The sequence below is a fragment of the Chloroflexus sp. genome, assembly GCF_034434295.1.
Taxonomy (GTDB): domain Bacteria; phylum Chloroflexota; class Chloroflexia; order Chloroflexales; family Chloroflexaceae; genus Chloroflexus.
This window is the reverse complement of the sequence record NZ_DAOTZQ010000077.1, coordinates 23,860-47,906: the sequence shown is the minus strand read 5'-3', so window position 1 is coordinate 47,906 and position 24,047 is coordinate 23,860. Positions and strand designations below refer to the sequence as shown.

Annotated in this window: 18 protein-coding genes; 12 read left to right on the top strand and 6 right to left on the bottom strand. The window is 55.1% G+C overall.

The genetic code is table 11. The features are described 5' to 3' along the window. Positions 1 to 111 precede the first annotated feature (111 nt). From VAE57_RS11480 to VAE57_RS11440, 9 genes are all read left to right on the top strand, one after another. Positions 112 to 1,137 (top strand): sensor histidine kinase, encoded by a 1,026-nt coding sequence (locus tag VAE57_RS11480; protein ID WP_322822019.1) that lies wholly within the window; start codon positions 112 to 114, stop codon positions 1,135 to 1,137. Between the two features lie 123 nt (positions 1,138 to 1,260). Further along, entirely contained in the window at positions 1,261 to 1,971 is a 711-nt protein-coding gene (locus VAE57_RS11475) for a response regulator transcription factor (RefSeq protein ID WP_322822018.1), read from the top strand. Between the two features lie 716 nt (positions 1,972 to 2,687). Continuing rightward, entirely contained in the window at positions 2,688 to 3,344 is a 657-nt protein-coding gene (locus VAE57_RS11470; RefSeq protein WP_322822017.1) for a dienelactone hydrolase family protein, read from the top strand. Between the two features lie 371 nt (positions 3,345 to 3,715). After that, positions 3,716 to 5,215 (top strand): GAF domain-containing protein, encoded by a 1,500-nt coding sequence (locus tag VAE57_RS11465; RefSeq protein WP_322822016.1) that lies wholly within the window; start codon positions 3,716 to 3,718, stop codon positions 5,213 to 5,215. Positions 5,216 to 5,245: 30 nt separating this feature from the next. Then, positions 5,246 to 6,517 carry a pitrilysin family protein gene (locus VAE57_RS11460; RefSeq protein WP_322822015.1) on the top strand — a complete coding sequence of 424 codons (1,272 nt, stop codon included), beginning with the start codon at positions 5,246 to 5,248 and terminating at the stop codon, positions 6,515 to 6,517. A gap of 18 nt (positions 6,518 to 6,535) precedes the next feature. After that, on the top strand, positions 6,536 to 7,558 hold the full coding sequence (locus VAE57_RS11455) for an NAD(P)/FAD-dependent oxidoreductase (RefSeq protein WP_322822014.1): 1,023 nt from the start codon (positions 6,536 to 6,538) through the stop codon (positions 7,556 to 7,558). 10 nt (positions 7,559 to 7,568) lie between these two features. Then, positions 7,569 to 8,636, top strand: a complete 1,068-nt coding sequence (locus VAE57_RS11450) for a dipeptidase (protein ID WP_322822013.1) — start codon at positions 7,569 to 7,571, stop codon at positions 8,634 to 8,636. Between the two features lie 65 nt (positions 8,637 to 8,701). Next, positions 8,702 to 9,991 carry an ArgE/DapE family deacylase gene (locus VAE57_RS11445; RefSeq protein ID WP_322822012.1) on the top strand — a complete coding sequence of 430 codons (1,290 nt, stop codon included), beginning with the start codon at positions 8,702 to 8,704 and terminating at the stop codon, positions 9,989 to 9,991. A gap of 3 nt (positions 9,992 to 9,994) precedes the next feature. Then, entirely contained in the window at positions 9,995 to 11,713 is a 1,719-nt protein-coding gene (locus tag VAE57_RS11440) for a formate--tetrahydrofolate ligase (protein ID WP_322822011.1), read from the top strand. A gap of 272 nt (positions 11,714 to 11,985) precedes the next feature. Here VAE57_RS11440 and VAE57_RS11435 read toward each other — a convergent pair whose 3' ends face one another. From VAE57_RS11435 to VAE57_RS11425, 3 genes are all read right to left on the bottom strand, one after another. Further along, complete coding sequence (locus tag VAE57_RS11435) at positions 11,986 to 12,252, bottom strand: gamma-glutamylcyclotransferase (protein WP_322822010.1); 267 nt, start codon at positions 12,250 to 12,252, stop codon at positions 11,986 to 11,988. 94 nt (positions 12,253 to 12,346) lie between these two features. After that, a complete protein-coding gene (locus tag VAE57_RS11430) occupies positions 12,347 to 12,550 on the bottom strand; it encodes a hypothetical protein (RefSeq protein ID WP_322822009.1) in 204 nt (67 codons plus the stop codon). Positions 12,551 to 12,690: 140 nt separating this feature from the next. Beyond that, entirely contained in the window at positions 12,691 to 12,963 is a 273-nt protein-coding gene (locus VAE57_RS11425; RefSeq protein ID WP_322822008.1) for a hypothetical protein, read from the bottom strand. A 1,033-nt stretch (positions 12,964 to 13,996) separates the two neighbouring features. On the opposite strand from VAE57_RS11425, the gene VAE57_RS11420 reads away from it, so the two are divergent. Beyond that, the gene (locus VAE57_RS11420) at positions 13,997 to 17,050 is read left to right on the top strand and encodes a S8 family serine peptidase (protein WP_322822007.1); all 3,054 of its coding nucleotides are present in this window, start codon (positions 13,997 to 13,999) and stop codon (positions 17,048 to 17,050) included. 106 nt (positions 17,051 to 17,156) lie between these two features. After that, entirely contained in the window at positions 17,157 to 17,930 is a 774-nt protein-coding gene (locus tag VAE57_RS11415) for a hypothetical protein (RefSeq protein ID WP_322822006.1), read from the top strand. A gap of 805 nt (positions 17,931 to 18,735) precedes the next feature. On the opposite strand, the gene VAE57_RS11410 is transcribed toward VAE57_RS11415, so the two are convergent. The 3 genes from VAE57_RS11410 to dnaN form a co-directional block, all read right to left on the bottom strand. Next, the gene (locus VAE57_RS11410) at positions 18,736 to 20,772 is read right to left on the bottom strand and encodes a hypothetical protein (protein WP_322822005.1); all 2,037 of its coding nucleotides are present in this window, start codon (positions 20,770 to 20,772) and stop codon (positions 18,736 to 18,738) included. Between the two features lie 71 nt (positions 20,773 to 20,843). Then, the gene (locus VAE57_RS11405) at positions 20,844 to 21,530 is read right to left on the bottom strand and encodes a response regulator transcription factor (RefSeq protein WP_322822004.1); all 687 of its coding nucleotides are present in this window, start codon (positions 21,528 to 21,530) and stop codon (positions 20,844 to 20,846) included. A 50-nt stretch (positions 21,531 to 21,580) separates the two neighbouring features. Then, on the bottom strand, positions 21,581 to 22,714 hold the full coding sequence (gene dnaN / locus VAE57_RS11400; RefSeq protein ID WP_322822003.1) for a DNA polymerase III subunit beta: 1,134 nt from the start codon (positions 22,712 to 22,714) through the stop codon (positions 21,581 to 21,583). A gap of 450 nt (positions 22,715 to 23,164) precedes the next feature. Here dnaN and VAE57_RS11395 point away from each other — a divergent pair, with 450 nt between their 5' ends. Further along, the gene (locus VAE57_RS11395; RefSeq protein WP_322822002.1) at positions 23,165 to 23,989 is read left to right on the top strand and encodes a 6-carboxytetrahydropterin synthase; all 825 of its coding nucleotides are present in this window, start codon (positions 23,165 to 23,167) and stop codon (positions 23,987 to 23,989) included. Positions 23,990 to 24,047: the final 58 nt, after the last annotated feature.

The following is a 24,047-nucleotide window of genomic DNA, read 5'->3' as shown; positions in this document are numbered from 1 at the left end:
CTTATGCAACCGCAGAGCGAGATGACGGTTTCCTCATCTCGCTCCTCTTCATTGCGAACCGGTTGCGTGCTATACTTAGACCATCAATACATCAGAATTGGGAGTAGAGCCTTGAGTACGGAGCCAGCCGCCTTACTTGAGCGTGCCACAGCTATCGTTACCGCGCAATTGAACGAACTGCGCGAGCTATATCACGCTGCGCTGCATCAACACGAAGACATACGGCGGCGTGTCCAGCAACTCTCGCGTCAGCTTGACGAAGCCGTGATTCAGGAACGCTTCGCTCGTGAACGCGGCATGTCAACCGTCGCGGCAACTGCCCGCGTTAATCAGGTACGAGCGGAACACGCAGCAGCGGCAGCTACCGAAGCCGAATTACGGCGTGCCATGCGCCAGCTCGATCAGCTCATTCGTCAGATTGAGATGAGTAGCACGACGTTGACGCGCAATGCCGAAGGTGTCGCTGCCGATCCCTGGGTGCAGGCATTGCGTGCTCAGATTATCAAAGGCCGTGAAGAAGAGCGTATTCGACTGGCGCGTGAAGTTCACGATGGCCCGGCTCAGGTACTGGCAAATGCGCTGATGGGAGTAGAGGTGTGTCAGAACCTGCTCCAGGAACAACACCTCGACCGGTTAGGCTCAATTTTGAGCCAGTTGGGTGACAGTGTGCGTGAAGGGTTGCGCGAGGTGCGCAGCTTTATCGCTGACCTGCGACCGGGTAAACTCGAAGAGCAAGGGCTGGTCGCCGCACTTCATGAATATATTCGGCGCTACCGCGACACGGTGAGTAATGCCGTTCACTTTGAAGCCGACCCGCTGCCGCGACTATCAGCCGAAGCCGAGATCGTGCTCTACCGTATCGTGCAGGAAGCGCTGCAAAATGCCCGCAAACATGCTCGCGGTACTCCGGTACGGGTCACCCTTACCGCACGCAACGGCCAGTTACAGCTCATCATCCGCGATGAAGGGCCAGGGTTTGATCTGCGCGAAGTGATCCGGCGGGCTGGTCGTGAAAGCTGGGGGCTGACTAGCATGCGCGAGCGCGCTGAACTCATCGGCGCGCAACTGACAGTTACGACCCGTCACGGTGCGGGAACTGAGGTTCATGTGAAAATGCCATTATCTACTGTGCGTTAATTCGTGATTTCTATTCGTTTTACACTACGGAGAAGGCATAGAAACATGCTGCTCGGATTACAGTAATCGCAACAGCAACACCGTGTACGTATAACAGGGACCAACATCATTAAGGAGTCGTGTGTGACAGCACCGTCAAAGGTAAAGGTATTGATCATTGATGACCATCCGCTCTTCCGTCAGGGTATTCGCTGGAGTCTGGAGAGTGCTCACGATATTGAGGTCGTAGCAGAAGCCGAAAACGGTCAGGAAGCGATCAAGCTGACCGAACGGTTCTTTCCCGATGTCGTCCTGGTTGATATTAATCTGCCCGGTTTGAATGGCCTGGAAGTAGCCCGTGTGATCAAGCGACGTGAACCGCGTACCGGCATTATTGTGTTGAGTGTTTACGAAGATGAAGAGCAACTCTTTCAGGCTATCAAGGTTGGAGCAGCAGCCTTCACCTCCAAAGACATCAGTCCTGAAGAGCTTGTTCACATGATTCGCGAAGTGGCGCGCGGTCGCTACCTGATCAACGACGCTGTTCTGGCCCATCCTAACGTCGCTGCACGAGTGCTACACCAGTTCCGCGAACTGGCGGCAACCGATGAAGAAGACGGTGCAAGCCTGTTTGCACCGCTTACGTCACGCGAGATCGAAATTCTTGACTGTATTGCCCGTGGTCTCTCAAACAAAGAGATCGCCAGCGAACTAAGCATCAGTAGTCAGACGGTGAAGAACCACATTACCTCCATCCTTGCCAAACTCCAGGTCAATGATCGCACGATGGCAGTGATTGTTGCGATCAAGAAGGGATGGATCAAAATGGGGTATTCGCAATCGTCTGAGGGGTGATGGTGGGATTAGGGTTGGTCGTTGGGTTGGGGAGCATAACCGCAGCATTATAATGCTGATCTACCTGAATAACTGTTGTGCATTCGATTGTGAGTGTCAATGAGCAGCCCTGAGAGAAAATATCTGCTCAACCTGATGTAGAGCGTAAAATGTAGGGGCACGGTATGCCGTGCCCCTACTACTACAAGATACACAATGTCGATACCCATCGAACCAATGTTACAATATCCACCAGCAAACCGATGACAAAAGATACAAAGCAAACCTTCCGGTAGTATAGTTCACGTTCTGAACGTGTCGTGTACGTTTCATTCATCCGCAGCGTGACCTGTTAGAACTTATTTCAAAAAACATCGACGAGAATCTATCTCATTTCATTACTGACAGACTCTATGATCGTGACGAGCACACACAGTATTCGCGTACCCGGCAGGGTCAACGGCGTGCTACAGGCTGGATCATGAGCACGGCTGCTGTGGCAGCCATGCTGCCGCACTCCACAGTGCGCAATACGCGCATGACGAGCGGGAAGGCAACCGATTCAGCGTGTGATGGCACCGGAGATGATGTCAGCCCTCCTCGCTGCCATACCGGCAGCCTGGGAGTAGGATGCTCTTGTTGGCAATTGGCAAGCGTTCACGCGCCTGTGCGACCGCCTGGGAGCATGACAGCACAGCTTTATGAAATAAGTTCTACAATCACTACAGGGAGGCCACATGACAGTTTTGCAACCCCAGGGCTTTCTCGCCGTCCCAACCACCGGAAATGGACCTGGCGTATTGGTGCTGCATGCCTGGTGGGGCTTAAATGACACCATCAAGATGTACTGTACACAACTTGCCGGGGCCGGTTTCGTGGCCTTCGCCCCAGACCTTTATCACGGTAAGGTTACCGACAACATCGCTGAGGCGGAGACCTTTGCTCAGGCGCTCGATGCCAATCATCATCAGGTCAGGGCCGAGATCGTCCAGGCAACGCAGTTTCTTAGCGAACACGCAGCTACCCGTGGCCTGGCAGTGATTGGCTTCTCACTCGGCGCTTATTACGCGCTTGATCTTTCCGCTACGTGCCCGGAATACATTCGTTCCGTCGTCCTCTTCTACGGCACCGGTCTCGCCGATTTCAGTAACTCAAAGGCGGCCTATCTCGGTCACTTTGCCGGGAATGACCCGTTTGAACCGCAAGCCAATATCGACAGCCTGGAGGATGCCCTCAAGCAGGCAGGCCGTCCGGTGACGTTCTATCATTACAGTGGTACCGGGCACTGGTTCTGTGAACCTGATCGCGAGCAGGCATACCATCCGGCGGCAGCAAGGCTGGCCTGGGAGCGAACACTTCATTTCCTGGAGCGTGGCACGACTGATGACCGTTAAGCTGCTATCAGTGCTATCTACGCCTCGCTTGACCGGAGAGGTTGTTACGCACATCCAGCACATAGTGGTTGCGGAAGTTATCCTGCTACACGCTAACCGCCCAACACATCGCCCCTGAACCCGGAAGAGTTGCCATCCGGCAGTGTTGACTCGGTCTAAAATGGGCGAAACCTACCATGGACTGTTTACTCTCTCCAGCAGGGACGAATTGGGAAGGGGCTTACACCCGCCCCCAGCGGGAACGGGTTGGGGTGGGGCGTGTTACCATCTCTGGTAGCAGCGAACGTATTGCACGCTATCCAGACCACGAGTAGGCTACCTGATCGTGGTATACTAAAATACTGAACGCAAAAACGTACTTGAGAACACCTATGCTGGATGCCGATAATCTCGCTGCTTTGACAGTTGCCGAACTGGTTGCGCATGTTCGTGAATTGCGCAACGCAAATGCTCAATTGCGTCGCCAGTTACACCCGGCTGGCCCGCCGCTGGCTGCTCATGCCCTGACAGAAGAGCTGATGCGGCAGACCGCCTTGCTCACCCGGTTGGGAATTGAGTTTCGCGAAGATCTTGAACTGACAACACTCCTCCAGCAAGTCCTGCAAACGATCACGCTCCATCTACCCGCCGATGAAGTGACTGCGATCCTTATCGGTGCTGACCAGTCACCCGCCCATGCCCTGACGGTCTCACTTGGCGCACCGCGCCTGTTGTCCCACGAGCGCGCCACTGAACTGCTCAAACACGGGAGTGCGGGCTGGGCGTTGCGTCATGGGAGTAGCATCGTGCTGCTTGATCTGGCCAGCGATGCACAGCGGTTTCATTTGCGAGAATTGCAGAGTGGCGGTAGTCTGATCGCTACGCCGATCCATCAATCAGCGGCTACTGTCGGCGTGTTACTTATCTATCGCCTGGCAACCAACGCCTTTAGCAGTCACGACCTGATCCTGATCGAGAGCATTGCCGCGCAACTTGGAGTTGCGCTTGGAGCGGCACGTCTCTACCAGCAACATCGCCTTCGCCAGCAACACATCTTAACTTTGCTCGATTTCGGCCAGTCGTCCGGTGCCAACCTCTCACCCGGTGACGTAGCCGCTCGTTGTCACACTATCGCAACCGAAACCTTCGCTGCCCATTGGGGTCTGCTCTTTCTGCGATCTTCCTCCCAGAGTCAGCCTGAATGGATTGCGCCAACCAATCTGTCGTTAGATGTACCGGTTGCCGCCGCAAGTGGTGCCGCACAATTGACAACCGAGAGCCAGAGTGTGGTGACGATAGCTATCACTGATGACCAGACCTGCATCGCGCTCCCCTTGATCCATGATGGCAATGCCATCGGGAGTCTGGCACTGGGCTATACCAGCACTCAATCGCAACCTTCCGCGATAGACTGGAAACTGCTGGAACTCTTTGCGCGTCAGGCTGCTACCGTGTGTGCTACGCTTCAACTGGTCTCTCGTCTGCGTGAACAGACCCAGTTACTGGAAGGATTGATCGCCGAACGCACCAATCAATTACAGCGCTCACGCGATTTACTGCGCATCGTTTTTGATAGTCTACCCGAAGGGGTCGCCTTACTTGATGAAACGGAGCGGCTGGTGGCGGCCAATACTGTCTTTGCCAGTCAGATCGTCGGGCGGCATCCGCGCGATCTGGTCGGCAAAACCTATGCCTACCTGCTCCGCATGCTCGAACGGGCCGCTCCGACCACTATCGAATTACTCGCCGACACCCAAAAGGAGCGTCGCCGACTACGCCTGCGACAGGTCTTTCCTGAAGGTGAACGTTCGTATATTGTCGAACGTATGGAGATACCGCCCTCACACGGCCAGCCAGCATCACGGCTGGAATTCTGGCGGCGCGAACAGTAATCGTTTTCTGAAACTGATGATGTCTAAACGATGCCATACTTGCACACAACGACTAACGGCACCCGCATTTTAATCGAAGAACTGCCCCACACCCATTCGGTTGCGATTGGTTGCTTCATTGATATCGGTGCTCGCTACGAATCGGCAGAACTGGCCGGTGCTGCCCACTTCATTGAACATATGCTCTTCAAGGGTGCCGGTGCCTATCCAACCGCCCATGCGATTTCGCTGGCAATTGAGGGAATTGGTGGCTATCTTAACGCTTCCACCGGCTACGAGACAACCGTTTTTTATGCGAAAGTTGCCGCTATCCATTTCCAACGTGCATTGCATGTGTTGAGTGAAATGGTGCAACGGCCACTCTTTGATGCTACCGAATTAGAAAAAGAGCGGCGGGTGATTATCGAAGAGATTCGCGGCATCCAGGATAATCCGACCGAGCTTGTCCATGAATTGCTGCAACACACAATGTGGGGTGATCATCCGTTTGGTCGCGATATTGCCGGGAGTATTGCTACCGTTAGCGCAATTGCCCGCCACGAGCTGTTACAATTTTTCGCTCAGGGTTATCATGCCGGCAATCTGGTCGTGTCGGTCGCCGGCAAGATTGCCGCCGAAGAAGCCATTCCCGCCATCGAATACGCCTTTGCCGATCTCCCTACCGCGCAGCGTCCGGTGGCGATTGCTGCACCACCCTTACCGCTCCAGCCCAAACTTAGTCTGCTGACCCGTGACATCGAACAGGGTAACTTTTGCCTTGGCATGCCCGGCGTTTCGTACCACGATCCTGATCGCCGGGCGGTGCAGGCGCTGGACGCCCTGCTTGGCGGCGGTATGTCGTCGCGCTTGTTTCAGACGATCCGTGAAGAACATGGCCTCAGCTACAACATCGGTTCTTATCACAACGAATTTTCTGATACCGGTATGTGGGTTATTTATGCTGGGGTGGAGCCGGAAGCATTGCGTGACGCGGTGGCAATGACCCGCGCTATAATGCGCGATATGGCCGAAAACGGCCCTACAGAGCAAGAGCTGGCAACCGTGAAAGAACAGCTCAAGGGCAGCTTGTTACTCTCGCTCGAAGATACCTGGTCGATTGCCTCGCGCAATGCCACCAGTCTGCTGCGTTATCAAACGGTGCCGCCAGTTGAACAGATTATTGCCGAGATTGATGCGTTGAGTTTAGCCGATCTCCAGCGTGCTGCCCGCCGGTTACTTACTTCCAATCAACAATGGCTGGCGGTTGTTGGCCCATACAACGACGAAGATCGGGCTGATTTACAGATATTGCTGGAAGAGTGAGGTTGCACGGTGAAGACTGTGGCAATTGTTGGTGCCGGTGTAGCCGGACTGGCTGCGGTCCAGGCGCTGGTCGCCAATCACAGCGGGATTGTGCCGATCGTCTTTGAGAAGAGTCGGGGTGTGGGTGGCCGGGCCGCTACCCGACGCATCGACGGTTTTTGCTTCGATCACGGTGCTCAGTATGTGAAAACTCCTACGCCCGAGTTACACGCTCTCATTGTTGCCACGGGCGATGCCGTGACGATTGATCGTCCAGTCTGGACATTTACCAGCACGAACCAGATTGCACCTGGTGATCCGGCCTTCGCCGATGAACAGAAGTGGACCTGGCCGGGCGGGATTACCCGGCTGGCAAAGTATCTGGCTACCGGTGTCGAAGTGCAACTGGAAACCACTGTAGCCCGTTTGCATCGTGAGCGTGACGCCTATCGTCTCTTTGCCGACGATGGTCGTGATCTGGGTCGTTTTGCCGCCGTTCTGTTAACTGCTCCGGCCCCTCAGACAGCCACCATCCTCGCCGCCAGTCATCTTGCTGATGTCCAACCTTTGATTGAGGCACTCCAGACCGTTCAATACCGGCGTTCGATCAGTATCACGCTGGCGCTGCCCCGCCGTCCACTCGTGCCCTGGTATGCGCTGGTCAACGTAGATCGCCAGCACCCGATCAGTTGGCTGGCCTGCGAACACGATAAACCCAACCGGACACCACCCGATCACGGTCTGCTTATTGCTCAGATGAGCGATCACTGGGCTACGACGCACTGGGATGCCCTTCAGAAAGGAACCTTTTTCCCTGCTGATGTACCCCAACCAATTACTGAAGCGCTGGCTGCAATCCGTGCGCTTATCGGTGATATTGATCAACCGCTGTGGATCAATGTCCAACGCTGGCGGTATGCGCTTCCAGACACGGTAGCACCGTTAAGCGAACACGACCGTCTCATCCTCGCCGGCGATATGATGTGCGGTCAGGGGCGTGTCCATCTTGCTATCGAGAGCGGCTGGCGCGCTGCGCCACGCATCCGCGAAGTTGTATCGTGAGGGTACCTGTATGGCAACTCCGGTCTGGCCTCCTGTATTCGACGGACATAATGACGTTATTCTCGACCTTTACCGCCCTAAACCCGGTGAAGAACGCGATTTCTTTCACGCCAGTCCATACGGCCATCTCGATCTACCCCGTGCGCGGGCTGGTGGGTTTGGTGGCGGCTTTTTTGCCGTCTACGTCCCACCACCACCTGCGCCCAAACCACCACCAGAGCGCATTCCCTCGCCACCGTACCATATGCCATTGCCACCACCACTCGAACATAGCTACGCCTTACACACGACGATGGCAATGGCTGCACGCCTCTTCCGCATCGAGGCCAATTCCAACGGCCAGTTTCGCATCTGTCGTACTGCTGATGATATTACCACCTGCCTGACGAATGGTACTGTTGCAGCCGTATTCCACATTGAAGGTGCTGAAGCGATTGGCCCTGATCTCGATGAACTAGAGGTGCTCTACCAGGCGGGCTTGCGCTCGCTAGGGCCGGTCTGGAGCCGGCCTAATATCTTTGGGCACGGTGTACCGTTTGCGTTTCCCGCTTCGCCCGATACCGGCCCTGGTCTGACCGATGCCGGTAAAGCGCTGATCAAGGTGTGCAATCAACTACGCATCCTGATCGATCTCTCGCATTTGAATGAAGCCGGTTTTTGGGATGTTGCCCGGCTAAGCACGGCACCGTTGGTGGCCACGCATTCCAATGCGCATGCTATCTGTCCCAGTAGCCGGAATCTTACTGATCGGCAGCTTGATGCTATTCGCGACTCGGATGGCATGGTCGGACTGAATTTTGCCGTCACCTTTTTGCGTCCTGACGGTCACCGTGATGCTGATACACCGGTTTCGATTATGGTTCGGCATGTGCAGTATCTGGTTGAACGCTTGGGTATTGACCGGGTAGGTTTTGGTTCAGATTTCGACGGTGCCTTGATCCCGCAGGCCATTCGTGACGTAAGCGGTTTACCGGTACTCTTGCAGGCGCTGGCCGATGCCGGCTTTACACCGGCAGAACTACGCAAGCTGGCCTACGAAAACTGGTTGCGCGTATTGCGATTGACCTGGGGCGCATAACGTGATCGCATGGTGAATAGACATCAATACCAGACTATCACTGCTAAGGAGAGTATATTCCTGCTATGCAACACCTGCATCCGATTGAGCAACGAGTGCTCAGCGCTATCGACGACGATGGCTTATTGAAGGCACTGGCCAAACTGGTCAGTATCCCCAGTCTCGATGGTACTGCGGCTGAAAATGAAGCCCAAGAGGCCGTTGCTGCGTTGCTACAATCCCAATCAATGACAGTTGATCGGTGGGAAATCGATCTACCCGCTCTGTACGCTCATCCTGATTGTAGTTGGGAAGTACCGCGTGAGCGAGCGCTCGGTGTTGTCGGGATTCTGGGTGAGGATCGCGGTGGCCGCAGCCTGATCTTCAACGGCCACGTTGACGTTGTGCCGGCTGGTGACCGACGCCTGTGGCATAGTGATCCGTGGCAGGCGACCATCGTCAATGGCCGGGTCTACGGGCGTGGTGCGCTGGATATGAAGGGAGGTTTGTGCTGTGCCATCTTTGCCGCCCGGGCCATTGCGGCTGCGGGTGTTCGGCTTCGCGGTCGTCTCTTGATCCAGGGTGTGATCGGCGAAGAAGATGGCGGTCTCGGCACACTGGCAGCCATTCTGCGCGGTCACACTGCTGATGCCGCGATTGTGGCCGAGCCAACTGAATTGAAAGTCGCACCGGCTCAGGCCGGTGCACACAATTTCCGCTTAACGGTGTATGGGGCGGCGGCGCACGGCTGTGTGCGCGAAGAGGGTGTCAGTGCAATTGAAAAATTTGCACCGTTACACCAGGCTATCCTCGCACTCGAACGTACTCGCAACGAACGCTTGCGTGCAGCCGACAACAGCGGTCTCTTCTCGCGCTACCGTACCCCCAACGCCATCTGTATCGGTGTCGTGCGGGCAGGCGAATGGGCTTCTTCAGAAGCCGAGCAACTGGTCGCCGAAGGCCGTTACGGGATTGGGGTCGGCGAAGACCCGGCTGTTGCACGCGCCGAACTGGTACAGACGGTAGCCGCCGCTGCGGCCCAAGACCCGTGGCTACGAGATCATCCACCAACGCTGGAATGGTGGGGTGGACGGTTTGATCCGGCCAGTACGCCCCTGGATTCACCTATTGTCCAAACCCTTGCCGCCTGCGATCAGGCAGTGCGGGGCATACCTGCTACATTTGAAGGCATGACCTACGGTGCCGATATGCGGCTACTGGTCAATGTTGGCGGTATTCCTACCGTCCTCTACGGGCCGGGTGATGTCCGCGATGCCCACCGACCGAATGAGGCGGTCGCCATTGCCGATTTACAGACAGCTACTCGCGTCCTGGCCATCACCGCCCTTCGCTTCTGCGGTTACGATGAGGAATAGTCGATGAAAACCAGTCTCCAGATTGCCGCCGAAGCCCGGCTAGAGCCAATTGCTGCGATTGCCGAACGACTTGGCTTGCCTGCCGAGTACCTCGAACCGTATGGCCGGTACCGCGGCAAGATTGACCTCACCTTTCTTGACGATCACCACGACCAGCCATTGGGCCGTTATGTCCTGGTCAGCGCAATCACACCTACACCGCTCGGCGAAGGCAAGACCACAACTGCCATTGGCCTGGCAATGGCACTCAATCGCATTGGCAAGCGTGCTGCGGTCACCTTACGCCAATCCTCGTTAGGGCCGGTCTTTGGCATCAAAGGCGGCGGTGCCGGCGGCGGTTACAGCCAGATCGTGCCTCTTGCCGAGAGCATCCTGCATCTGAACGGCGATATTCACGCGGTGTCACAGGCGCACAATCAGTTGGCTGCGCTAACCGATAATAGCTGGTATCACGGCAATCCGCTCGATATTGATCCCAACCGGATCGAGATTCGTCGGGTTGTTGACGTGAATGATCGCTTTCTGCGCCAGGTGATGATCGGGCTGGGTGGTAAACAGAATGGCTTTCCTCGTCAGACCGGCTTCGACATCAGTGTCGCCAGCGAACTCATGGCCATTCTGGCGATGGTGAATGGTGTTGGTGCCCGGGCTGCCTTGCGCGATCTTCGCAGCCGGATCGGTCGTATGGTGGTTGCCTTCCGCCGTGACGGTACACCCATCACTGCCGAAGATGTGCGTGGCGCCGGGGCGGCGACAGTACTTATGCGCGAGGCCCTTAAACCGAACCTGATGCAGACTATCGAAAATACACCAGCCCTCATTCATGCCGGGCCGTTCGCCAACATTGCCCAGGGTAATTCATCGATCCTGGCCGATCTGATAGCGTTACGGTGTGCCGATTACGTAGTCACTGAAGCCGGCTTTGGCGTGGATATCGGAGCAGAAAAGTTCTTCAATCTGAAGTGTCGGGCCAGCGGACTCTGGCCCGATGTGGCGGTAATCGTAGCGACTGTTCGGGCGTTGAAGGCGCATAGCGGAAAGTACGACATTGTAGCTGGCAAACCGTTGCCACCAGCCTTACTGAGGGAAAATCCAGACGACGTTATCAGCGGCGGCGCCAACCTGCGCCGCCAGATCGAGAATTTGCACCAGTTCAAGGTCCCGGTGATCGTTGCTCTCAATGCATACCCGGAAGATACTCCGGCAGAGATAGACGCTGTTGCCCACGTTGCCACCACTGCCGGCGTTGCCGGCATGGCGGTGAGCAATGTCTACGCAGAAGGCAGTACCGGCGGCGTAGACCTCGCCCATCTGGTTATCGAGATTGCCGAACGACCAGGACCACGTCCGGCACAGTTTCTCTACCCGCTGGAATGGTCACTGGCCGACAAAATCACCACTATCGCGCATCGCATTTACGGCGCGGCAGCGGTAACGTTCAGCCCAACAGCAGCCGCTCAACTGGCTGCCCTTGAGGAGTCTGGTTTTGGCAATTTACCCATCTGCATGGCGAAAACGCATCTCAGCCTGAGCCACGATCCGGCCTTGCGCGGTGCACCGGAAGGCTTTACCTTCCCGATCCGCGAGGTGCGCCTCAGTGCCGGCGCCGGATTCATCCTGCCGATTGCCGGTACGACGGTCACGATGCCGGGTCTGGGCGCCCATCCAGCAGCCCATCAGATTGACATTGATGACGAGGGGAATGTTGTTGGTCTGTTTTAGTGAAGGTTGGGCTGGCGAGGGGCGGAAAGATTGTTGCCAGTTCAACCAATGTTGTGCCTGCCTGCGCCTGACATACCATACCCTCAGACGCAGGCGAACGAGGTGTATTTGACCCAACTGGTGTTTGCCGGATCATCGTCAAAGTTATCACCTTGCCAGGACGAACGGAGTGGGCTGGCAATCCACTCCTATCAATAACCAGGAGCATCAAGGTCTCAGCGACGTATGCACTCTCCCCGGTTAAAGCGGCCTCGATAAGGCAGCTACTTGCGTTAACGCACCGGCTTAGATTTGGTTTTGTCCGGCTTTGCCGGAAGCTGTTCCAGATAGGCGATGTAATCCTGGGGCAGATGATGTTCGCGGGCACCTGTGATGAGAACGTCTTTATACCAATCGTAAGCAACAGGATCATCGGTTAGTTGCGTAGACTGGTACGTTACCGCTTCGAGCGTTTCTTCATCAGGTTTCCAAACCTGAATCTTTATTCGCTGGTAACCTTTCTCGATCCTGTCTAATTGTTCTACATCGCTGTCATTCATCTCGTATAGTCGAACTTATTTCATAAAAGCTGCGCTGTCGTGCTCCTAGTCTGTCGTACAGGCGCATGAACGCTTGCCAATCATCAACGACAGCCTATCCTGCTCCCAGGCTGCCGACCATCGTCAGTTCCATCGTGCGTTGGATCAGGTCTTGCCCGCTCGTCAAGCGCTTGTCTCGAAGTTTGGAGTGCGGCAGCCATGCTGCCGCAGCAGCCGTGCTCACGATCCAGCGCGTGGCACACCGTTGACCCGGCTGGTCATTGGTCATGAGGATGCTGTGGGTGCTTGTCACGATCATAGAGTCTGTCAGTAATGAATGAGACGACTTCCAGTAGATGTTTTTTGAAATAAGTTCTACACCCTATGTCACATCGCCAGGGCTTGCTACCAGATTGGCATTGCCCGATCCGTTGGCACTGAGCTTATTGAACAGCACCTTCATTGACGCGCCAGCTTCATCACCTTGCTTGTCGCCACAGGTACAAATGCTGCTCCTGCAATAATGAGTGCCGCCAGGTAGTAACGCCAGACCCAGCCATCCTCACGAAAGACAAGCGGCTGGTAATCGGTTGTCAATGGACTTGTACCCAGGTTGACAATCGTCCAGGCGTAAGTGGCCAGGATCATTTGCACCGGGGCAAGAAAGAGCAACCTTCTTAGCCAGCGCAGGTAGCGTTCTGGCGGCATGAGTTTGGGGTGTTTTCCTGACATTTCATAGTTGCTTGCCCAGACCACCGGCATCCACATGATGAGTAAGAGTATTTCGGAAACCTTGTGGGCAAAGATGGGGCCACTCAGGTAACCAACCAGGCCCAATGCAGGAATACCCTGCTAGGCGGAGCGGAAGAAATCCCATGCCAGAAAAATGCCGCCAATGGCCAACACCATCCCCATTACCCGGTCGTTACGTGCCAGTTGCTCATCGGTCATCGGTTTGAGCAGGCGCATATCACCTCTCCAACATCACCTGCAATATATCTGTCGAAAACCTGAGTGAAAAAGGTGTACGACCTTTCTGCGCAGAATGTGAGTACAACCTACCTGCTTCACTGCCTCATGTACGTTGTAAGCTCACGATGAGTTTCACCGCGCATACTGAATGTACGTTCAGTCTGGCGTGATTGGCGCATAGCCTGCTATCCACCAATCACGTCGTCACCGTACCTGAGTGCTGAGGCGCAACACCAGCGTTTCTGCCAGGCACACTATGGAATCACACACCGGCACACGTATCCCGGTTTCAGGCTTGATTGCTCGTGGTGTCGGGGTGTAGAGTGCGGAAGCTTGACTTCCGCATCAGCCGTACTCATGCGCAAGCATATGCATATGGTGAAGCAGTGCCCCTGCTGGTGATGGTTATAACGAGCAGTCGTGTTGTGCAAGTAACCTGATCACCTGTGGAGCGGCCAGTGGTACGAGGATTGGAGGGAGTTATAAGACAGGATGAGGTCGTGCTGGTGCAGATGATAGATACATCACCTCGCTGGTCGAGAGGAGACATCCGCTCACTGCCAGTCAGGCGCATAGCAGAAATGGCAACACACATGTCGCTGTATTTCGTTTCTCTGTCATCAGGTGTGAGGGTCAATGCAGGTCTCTCTCGTCCTGGTATGCACGTTGCGGCTTGAACGTGATCGGCAAAATTTTCATAGACGAATAAACGAATTGTAAAGGTACAAACGCTCCTGTTGTGCTATGATGCAAATACTGACGTAAATCTACTCAACGCTGTGGCATTGTCTGTATGAAACGTACTTCTTTGACAATCTTCGCCATCATTATCGGTGTCCTTAGTTGGTTTACCTTCACGCCACTACCATCAACTCACGCCAGTGCATCGCATCTGAGTGCGGCCCCAACCAGCCTCTCGGCGACAGTCGAACTCGGTGATACGACCACCGTCAATCTGACGATTGCTAACGCTGACAGTAATGCCACAACCCTTTATCTGTATACCGGCTATCCCCCGCCGGTGGCACCGGCCATGATGATGGCACCACCGCACGTTCCGGTACCCTTACCGCAACAGCGTGAGCGTGTCGATCCTGATCTTCAGGCTGCGTTGCATGACGGTAAAACCCGTTTTCTCGTCTTTTTTGCTGACCGGCCCGATCTTGGCCCGGCGTTTCTCATTCGTAACTGGGAAGAGCGTGGTGAGTATGTCTACCGCACGCTCACGGCTCACGCTGAGCGGAGTCAACGTGCGGTGCGGTCAATGCTCGATGCGGCTGGTGTACGCTATAAATCACTCTGGATCGTTAATGCTTTACTGGTTGAAGGCGACGCGGCCTTAGCCAATGCTCTGGCAGCCCATACCGATGTGGCCATGTTAATGGCCGATCATCAATTGCAGATGGCACCCCCTGCGACAACTACCGCTGTTTCGTGTTCGGCGACCGCCAATAATGTCTGCTGGAATATTGCTCGCATCGGGGCGGATCGAGTCTGGCGTGAGTTCGGTGTGACCGGCAGGGGGATTACGGTTGCGAACATTGATAGTGGTGTGCAGTACACCCATCCGGCACTGGTGAATCAGTATCGTGGCAACCTTGGCAGCAACACGTTTGATCACAACTACAATTGGTTTGATCCGGTCGGAAACCAACCGGTGCCGGTGGATTCGGGGATGCATGGGACGCACGTTATGGGGACGATGGTCGCTAATCCGCCTGGTGAACCGGCCATGGGGGTGGCACCAGGAGCACGCTGGATTGCCGCTCGTGCCTGTAGTAGCACAAACTGTAATGATAGCGACATCATCGCTGCGGCCCAGTGGATGCTGGCCCCTACCGATCTTGCCGGTAATAACCCACGCCCCAGTCTGCGCCCGCACATTCTGAATAATTCCTGGTCATTCGATAGCGGGGGCAATCCGGTGTACAGTGGTTACACTACAGCCTGGCAGGCAGCCGGTATCTTTGTCGTCTTTGCTGCCGGCAATACCACCAGTAATTTCACCACTTGTAGTTCGGTAGCCTCGCCCGGCGATTACAGCAATGTGGTTGCCGTTGGCGCTACCGATCAGGATGACCTTTTAACCTATTTCAGCCGTATCGGCCCAACCACCGATGGCCGCATCAAGCCCGATCTGGTTGCACCCGGGCAGGGGATCGTTTCGACAGTTACCGATGCAAACACCTACGGGGCATTGTCAGGTACCTCGATGGCTGCACCACACGTAGCCGGTGCGGTTGCTTTGCTCTGGTCAGCGAAACCGCAACTGATTGGAGATTATGATGCAACATACGCCTTGCTCACCGGTACAGCTTTGCCATTGACCGGTGATAGCAGGTATATGGGTGCTAACCATAGTGCCTGTCGGCCAGACACGGTGCCGAACAACATCTACGGCTATGGTCGACTCGATATCTTCAACGCTGTCGCGGCGGCACGTATCACCGTGCCCTGGCTGGTGTTGCCGGAATGGTCAGCACCATCGTTAGCCAGTTATGGTAATATCGTCATTCCTATCACCCTCGATGCTCGTCGGGTAGCCGGACCTGGTGTCTATACAGCGCGCATTCTGATCTACGGTGATAATTTAACCGATCCACCATTAGTTGTTCCGGTCACGATGACGGTACCATCCCGCCCGTCACATGCCACCATCAGTGGCACAGTGATCGACAGCGAAACCGGTTATCCATTGCGCGGAGTCATTACCACGACGAACGGTGTGACTCTTTCTACCAATGCGACCGGTGGTTATAGTCTGATTGTCCCCGGCGGCGTTGCACAGCAATTGACGGCCATAGCCAGTAATTTCGCATCACAACAGCAATCCATTACACCGGATCCAGGCAGCACCGTGACGCTAAATTTTGCCCTCGATCCGCTGCGGCCAAAACTTACCGTTGTTCAGGACCTGATCACGGCCACGGTGGATTTCAACCAGACCACACCGATGACGTTATCGCTGCGTAACGATGGCAATATACCTCTCAGCTACACCTTACGCATCGATAGCGAACCTTACAGTGTCTGGCGGAGTGATGAATCGGGTGGCCCTACCGGTGGGTGGATCGATCCGCCTCTTGATGCCCAAATCCTGAACCTCTTTGATGATGACAACAGTTCGGCCATCGATCTCGGTTTTGATTTTCCGTTTGCCGGCACATATTATCGCAATATCTACATCAGTGCTAATGGCATCATTGCCTTTGCCCCGTTTAAGTATCCGTCTGACTACTTTACCCCGAGTTGCATGCCACTGATAGCAACCACGGCACCGGCTATCGTTCCGCTCCATGTGGATTTCAACAGTGCTCAGGGGGGACAGATTAGTGTTGCCCGCATCAGCAGTGGTGCATTGATTACCTGGGACAACGTGCCGCTTTTCGGCACAACCCGTACCTTGAGCGTCCAGGCACTGTTGCAACCAGATGGTACTATCCGCTTCCACTATCGGAATGTCGCCAATCTGACGAAGGATGATATGGGTGCAGCTGGTCTCCAGTTCGCCAACGGAGCACAGACCATCGCCTGCGACATTGAGAGTATTGATCAATCACAACCGCTACTGACGCTTTTCGATGGCCTGGTGATCGAGCTGCGCCCACAAGTCGATCCGCAGGCATGGCTGAGCATTAGCAATGCGGGCAGTGCCTCCGTTTCTGCCGGATCGCAGACAAATGTTCAGCTCACAGCCCGTTGGATCGGCCCTTTGCACACAACCCAACAGGCTCGTGTGCGTATTATCAGCAACGATCCACGTCAACAGGTGACTGAAGCCCGGATTCAACTCAACGAAGGTATGCCGGCACCGTACCAGGTTTTCCTTGTTCAGATTTATCGGTAGTGCAACGTTATCCCGGCATCGTTCGTCTCTTGTATCGTAGCGTGCATGCTACGATGCGCTTCAGCACGACTGCTACCATTCAGGCTCTATTCTACGTGGAGTTTCCATGAAATCCTATCAGAATGAAGTTTTTGCACCGATTGATGTTGATCATGTGCTCGAACGAGTCGCTGGTGGTAATGAAACCGAGGTCTACCGTAGTGATGATTACCGCTTTGTCGTCAAACTCAAAGGCGATGTAAGTAGTCGTGATGTAGGTGCCATGTTGCACGAAGCTCGCCAGATGAAGAGTGCGGCCCAACGCTTTGCAGGCTGTCTCGGTAGCGATCATACCATTCCTACCTATTTTGTCCTCAGCCGCGATCAAGCTGGATTTGTTCATATCCTGGCTATCCAACCCTATCTTCAACATGCCCATGTGCTGGCAGCCGTCGATTGGCGACGCATTCCAGCCGATCATCGTCATCGGATCGGGCACGATCTGCGCCGCATTATTTTCCGGGCTATCGGTTGTTTGCTTCGCACCGGTCACCTCCCCGACCTCTACGGTAGAGTGAGTTCCAGTCCTGCTGAACGTCAGCGACGTAAACAGTTGCGGTATCTGCCAGAACGAATCTGGAGCTTTCTGGTCAAACGAACTATTTTACAGTCGCAGAATCTGATGCTTACCGGCGAGAGTCCGCCACGCCTGATCCTGATCGACTACGATGAAGTGCGACGCCACACCTTGTACCGGATGATCTACTTTCTGGCGCGCCTCGTGCTCTTTGTTCGCGATTTGGTCGTTATCTGGTGGCAGTTGGAGCGAAAGCCGGAAGGAATGGGTGGTTTAAGAGCTGCCAAACAACAGGGTCGGCTGCTCCAAACTGACGTGGAATAAAAGCGATAATCTCTTCTTTCCGGGTGAGACCCACGGGAACTTATCGTAGTGTGGCGTGAAACTGGCCATTCATATCAAATCTGAAAAATATCACGCATAGCACGCGATGCAAGGCGTCCCCTTATGCTCCTCCCGCGTTGCCGTGTCTCTTGTATGAGAACGTGAACAGGTACATGCACTGTCCGTAGGGGGTAAGTTTCTGCCGCTCCTCCCTCGTTCATCGCGTCTCTTATATGGCAATGTAAACAGGTACATGCATCGTCCGTAGGGACGGGTTCAGAACTCGCCCCTACGGAATCAGTCCATCCGTATCAGGCAGGTGATACCCGCGGATTGTTGCGAAGGGTGCGAATCCTCATGATGCACCGCATATCCGGTGAAGAGAAAAAACTACCTCACCGCCAGCTCAGCTCCGACGCGAGTTTAGAACCCATTTCAAAAATGTCTACGAAAAGGTATCTTAATTCACTCCTGGTCGACTCTATGCTCGTAACGAGCACATCCAGCATCCCCGTGACGAGTAGGGTCAACGGTATACCACACGCCGGATCGTGAGCACGGCTGCTGCGGCAGCATGGCTGCCGCACTCCAAACTTCAAGACAAGCGCTTGACGAGCGGGAAAGGCAACCCGTCCAGCACGTGATGGCACAACCGGAGCTGCGCTCTGCCAACAGGCCAGGAGCCAGGTGGGCTGTCGCGTTGGTGATTGGTCAGCGTTCATGCACCTGTGCGACAGTCTGGGAATAAGATAACACAGCTTTATGAAGTAGGTTCTAGTGTTGTAACACCCGGTTTCTCCCATCATCACTTCACGTCACGGACACCACGCACCAGATCGAGCAGGGCAGCCCGGCCACCGTTATCTACATCCCATACCCACAATGTTGTTGGATAACGCTGACTTTGGATCTGTGGACCACGCGGACCGGCATCGGCGCCGTTCACCGCAGCGTAGAAGAGCTGCCCATTCCGTACCACAGTCGCGCCGATTCCACCCAGACTCTGACCAGTTGCCAGCAATTCACTGCGCTGGAGACCACGCCAGCGGTAGAGTTGATAGTCTTGCACCAGATCGCTGGCACATAGCGTTGTCAGGTACAGCAACCGTCCTTCCTGATCCCATCCTAACGGTCGTGTCCAGAAGGGTCCTTCGCGCAGCGGTTGTGGCGGGATTGGTTCTGGCGTTGCAGTTGGGATTGCAGTCGCGGTCGGCGTCGCGGTTGGCGGCTGGGGTGTGACAGTGCCGGTCGGTGTCGCGGTTGGTGTGGCAGTTGCTGTAGCTGTTGGTATAGCAGTCGGGGTGGCTGTAGGCGCCGGTAAGGTCACCCGCTGCGTACCGATCCGCTCAACCAGTTGCCCTGCGCTGTCGAGGATCAACAGATCGGCGCCTGGATCATCAGCGCGTAATGCTTCAACCGCAACGTATTCCCCATTGGGGCTGGCGATCAATGCCCCAAAGCCACGGTACCGCACTACCAGGCGCTCATCAGTCAACAGTTCAGCACCTACATCAAGAACTTCCCCGGTCGGCAGACGCAAGAAGAGCGCACTGCGGCCATCGGGAGCTTCAGCGCGGTACATCAACCGGCCCCCGCTGAGCCACTGAGGCATGAACCGGCTCCATTCGTCGAGTGCAGCCTCTAGTCGCTCCGGTTCACCACCAGTCACCGATACGGCGTAAATTGTCCACTGGGTCGGCACTGCACCGGTTTCATCAACGGCAAACGCAATCGTGGAACCATCCGGGCTGAAGACCGGATCGGCGCAACTTACCCCTACCTGAGCCAACGGTTGCGCCTCGCCTCCAGCGCGTGGCAATAGCCAGAGTGTCGAAGGAACGGCCAGCATTGCATCAGCCGGATCAAGTCCCGGTTCGGCGCGGCAGAATGCCAGATAATCACCACGCGGACTGACGGCCAGATGAGTTTCTGTTTCAGCCGAATCGGTAATATTCACCGCTCCGGCCAGCCGACGGGTCATGCCATCGCCGACGGTAGAGAGTGCCGGATCGAGTTGCCAGACATCGCCATCGAATAAAAAGTAGATCGGTTCGAGCGAGTCTGGCGCACGACCAGATGGCACCCGCAACGTGTCACTGGCTACGCCAAACGTAGCTGAGCGCGCAACGGCCACTGACAACCGGTTCTGCGCCAGCGTCACCCGAAACGGCACCGGTTCAGCGAGCGGCACCAGAATGGTTGCCCCCACGTCAGCCTGGGGATCGACCACCAGCAATGCCTGGGTGATCGTGCGGGTATTTGTAAATGCCACCGTTTGTGAAACTGGCGACGCCGCAAAGCGGTCATCACGCAACCAGCCCGCCAGTTCAATCCGCAGAGCATACGGAGCGTTGAGCATTGTAGCAGCCGGCACGATGCGGGCATCAGCTACGGTCAGACAACTGACTGTCGCGCTCAGTGGGGCCGAACCCTGGCTCAGATCAAAGATGAGGTCAAGCTGCTCAAAAGCCGGATTCCCGCTCGTTCGTACCTCTTGCAACGCTGCCGAGAAGCGACCGGTGGTCAAACCAACGGTTTGGGTGCAGTAGCCAAAGCCGGTTAATGCCGGATTCGGTGTTGGTGTTGGTGGCAATGGGGTAACCGTTGGCGTAGCAGTAGCGGTAGCCGTGGGTGTTGGGCCGAATGTCGGCGTCGCAGTGGGTGTGGCAGTTGCCGTAGCAGTAGCGGTAGCCGTTGGTGTCGCCGAAGGCGTACCGGCAATAATTGTCTCGATATTTGCGATTTGCTCTCCCTCACCAACAGGGATCAGATCGCATCCCACCATGAATATAGCGAACAGGATAACCAGCAGGTAAGGATGCACAACACGGAAACGCCCCACAAACGTCTCCTCATGCTCCACCCGATCAGCGACCGGATGCAGCGCTGATCAACAACCAAATGAGTCGTACACTACCCATTCGGTAACATCACCTTGATCCAACCCCGACGCATTGCGTAAACAACAGCCTGGGTGCGATCATTTACAGCCAGCTTGCGCAAAATCGACGAGATGTGATTCTTGACAGTCTGGTTACTGATGTCAAGCCGGGCAGCGATCTCACGATTGGTATGCCCGGCTGCTACCAGTTCCAGCACTTCCAGCTCTCGCGCTGATAGAGGTGAAAAGATGGTCTGTATCTCATCATCACCCACCATCTGCCGAAATGCTTCCAGAACTGTAGCAGCCACTTCGGGTGAAGCCAACACCAGATCGTTGATCGGGTATTCACCACGTCGCACCTGACGCAGCGTGCCAAGCAAATCGGCAAACTCAACATTTGGTGGCACACATGCCGCTACGCCGGCACGAATGGCCTTTACCACAAACACGCCACTCTGTACCGGCCCAAACAGTACGATGGCAATGTGAGGATGACTTCGCTTGATAACCCGCGCTACCTCTAACCCGTTTACACCGGGCAAATCAGTGTCCATTAGCACCAGATCGGGATCAACCTGATCCACTAACTGGATAGCCTGTTGACCATTGCTGGCTTCGCCAACCACTGAAAATCCAGGCGTTGATGATAGCGCAAGGCGCAAACCATCGCGAAAGAGAGAGACAGTATGCACAATTATCAGCGTTGTCACACTCACGGGTAACTCCTCTACCGATCTGTTGATGTCGGCTTTGTCACCGATACCATCTATCGCATACTCATTGGCATCACAATGTGAATGTACCCGTCTTGACCGACCGGCTTAAACACTGCCGGACTTTGCGCACTCTGCATTTCAAAGGCGATCTGATTGGAGTGTACTGCTGCAATCGCATCGGCCAGGAATCTGACATTGAGCGCAATAACGCCGCCTTCACCGGTCACACTGCCATCAAGGTCACTGGTATTATCACCCAACTCAGCGGCATTTGCACTGATCACAACCCGTCCCGGTGCTAATTCACTTGCCGGTTCAATCTTCAGCTTCACCACATTCTGGCTACTACCGGCGAAGAATGACGCCAGCTTGACCGCCTTCGCCAGTTCACTGCTATCAAGTACCATGCGTGTCAGGTACTGCTGCGGAATAATCCGCTCGAAATCAGGAAATCTTCCTTCTATTAAACGTGATACGACTTCAATATTTTCGGTGTGGAAGAGCACGTGGCTGCCCCCTGGCGTATAGACCATCGCCACTTCTGCGTCCGTATCACCAATAATCCGGGCTAATTCGCTCAGTGTACGTGCTGGAATCAGACAATCAACCGCATGCGCAACTGGGGCAGGCAACTGGATCGTTCGCATCGCCAGGCGAAAACCATCCGCCGCAACCAGCGTGACTTGCTGATCGCACGTGCGTACTAGCACCCCGGTCAGGATTGGACGCGACTCGTCGGTGGCAGCGGCAAATGCCACCTGGTCAATCGCCTCTTGCCATACCTCAGCCGGTAGTGATACCAGCGGCGTTTGCGCACTGACAGTTGGTAGCGAAGGAAATTCGTCAGCATCCACCCCTTTAATATTGCTCACGAAACGCCCGCACTCAACACGTAAGGTCTGGGTCTTCTGATCGAGGCTTAGGGTAACCTTATCATTTGGCAGGCCGCCAACCACATCGGTCAATAATTTGGCCGGTACGGCTACTGCACCGTCGCGAGTAATCGTAGCGCTGATCCAGCGATTAATACCTACCTCCAGATTGGTAGCCGTCAACTTCAGCCGACCTTCATCGGTGGCAAGGAGTACATTCGCCAACACTGGCAGAGTGCTCTTACCGGCGACAGCATGGCCAACTGCGGCCAGACCACGCTTTAAATCTTCCTGCATGCATGTGAGCTTCATTGTCGCTCCTTGAAAAGACAACCTCAATCACGGCATACGAACGCCGCCCTTGATCCGGGTGTGGCGCATTATAGCATATTGCGCTAACCAATGACAGCATATCAGCAGCTATTATTCCATAACGCAGCGCAATGGAGTGCATGCTGCTCCTGACTGTCAATCTGTACACAGCCAGGAATGTGATCCCTGTGCAGGCAATACCTTGCCTATCTCGCCCGGTGAGACGGTGTGATCAGGCTGCAACGTGCACAGTAGCCTCTGCACAAGGGTGTTTTTGCATGCTGTCTGGAGTATGAGCAGGTATGCCTGCGCATCACATAACCGTGCAGATGGTGTGCATTCCGGGAACAGAGACCTTGACTTTTTTCAGAGCCGTGGTACCGTTCATAAGGGAAGAGTTTTTATATTGTGATGATTGACACAGCGATGGTTAACAGAAAGGATTATTCTATGGTCGTTGCAACCCGTCGCTTTGAATTTTCGGCAGCTCATCGCTACTGGCGCGATGATTGGAGTACGGAGGAAAATGAGCGAGTTTTCGGGCCATATACTAGCCCATACGGTCATGGGCATAACTATACACTCGATGTCAGCATTACCGGCGAGCTTGATGAGCGCACCGGGATGGTGATGAATATGACCGAACTGAAGGCTATCGTGAATGAGGTGCTCGAAGAGTTTGATCACAAGCACCTCAATTACGATACACCTTACTTTCGCGATCAGGTGCCCACGACCGAGAATCTGGTGCGCGTACTCTGGCGTTTAATTGCAGCCCGCCTGCCTGCCCATGCGCACCTGAAGCATCTTCGCCTCTATGAACAGCCCGATCTGTGGGCCGAATACGATGGTGTTGGTGAAACCCAGTTTGCTCGCCTGTACACCTTTGCCGCAGCCCATCGTCTGCATGCACCAACCTTGAGTGATGAGGAGAATCTGGCTATTTATGGCAAATGCAATAATCCTAATGGTCACGGTCACAACTATACGCTAGAGGTTACTGTACAGGGGCCGATTGATCCGGCAACTGGTATGCTGGTCGATCTGGAGTGGCTTGACCACACGGTTCACTCGGTCATCGACCAATTGCATCTGCGCCACCTGGATCGCGAGATTCCGGCTTTTGCCGACCGCCCATCGACTGCCGAGAATATCATTGTCTACCTCTGGAATGAACTTGCGCCGCTCCTTGATGGTCGCCTGGCGCTCTTGCGCTTGTGGGAGACCCGCAAGAACATATTCAGCTATACTGGTCCGTCGGTCATTCCCGCCTGATGGCACGTAATCCTGGGTTTCGTCGCCGAACGCGCACGTCGCGTTGTTCGTGTCTGTA

Excerpts from the sequence above, each read along its gene's own strand:
- VAE57_RS11395 (WP_322822002.1), top strand. The coding sequence starts at position 23,165 with ATGGTCGTTGCAACCCGTCGCTTTGAATTTTCGGCAGCTCATCGCTAC.
- VAE57_RS11440 (WP_322822011.1), top strand. The coding sequence starts at position 9,995 with ATGAAAACCAGTCTCCAGATTGCCGCCGAAGCCCGGCTAGAGCCAATT.
- VAE57_RS11420 (WP_322822007.1), top strand. The coding sequence starts at position 13,997 with ATGAAACGTACTTCTTTGACAATCTTCGCCATCATTATCGGTGTCCTT.
- VAE57_RS11465 (WP_322822016.1), top strand. The coding sequence starts at position 3,716 with ATGCTGGATGCCGATAATCTCGCTGCTTTGACAGTTGCCGAACTGGTT.
- VAE57_RS11470 (WP_322822017.1), top strand. The coding sequence starts at position 2,688 with ATGACAGTTTTGCAACCCCAGGGCTTTCTCGCCGTCCCAACCACCGGA.
- VAE57_RS11445 (WP_322822012.1), top strand. The coding sequence starts at position 8,702 with ATGCAACACCTGCATCCGATTGAGCAACGAGTGCTCAGCGCTATCGAC.
- VAE57_RS11435 (WP_322822010.1), bottom strand. The coding sequence starts at position 12,252 with ATGAATGACAGCGATGTAGAACAATTAGACAGGATCGAGAAAGGTTAC.
- VAE57_RS11425 (WP_322822008.1), bottom strand. The coding sequence starts at position 12,963 with ATGTCAGGAAAACACCCCAAACTCATGCCGCCAGAACGCTACCTGCGC.
- VAE57_RS11415 (WP_322822006.1), top strand. The coding sequence starts at position 17,157 with ATGAAATCCTATCAGAATGAAGTTTTTGCACCGATTGATGTTGATCAT.
- VAE57_RS11430 (WP_322822009.1), bottom strand. The coding sequence starts at position 12,550 with ATGATCGTGACAAGCACCCACAGCATCCTCATGACCAATGACCAGCCG.
- dnaN (WP_322822003.1), bottom strand. The coding sequence starts at position 22,714 with ATGAAGCTCACATGCATGCAGGAAGATTTAAAGCGTGGTCTGGCCGCA.
- VAE57_RS11460 (WP_322822015.1), top strand. The coding sequence starts at position 5,246 with ATGCCATACTTGCACACAACGACTAACGGCACCCGCATTTTAATCGAA.
- VAE57_RS11450 (WP_322822013.1), top strand. The coding sequence starts at position 7,569 with ATGGCAACTCCGGTCTGGCCTCCTGTATTCGACGGACATAATGACGTT.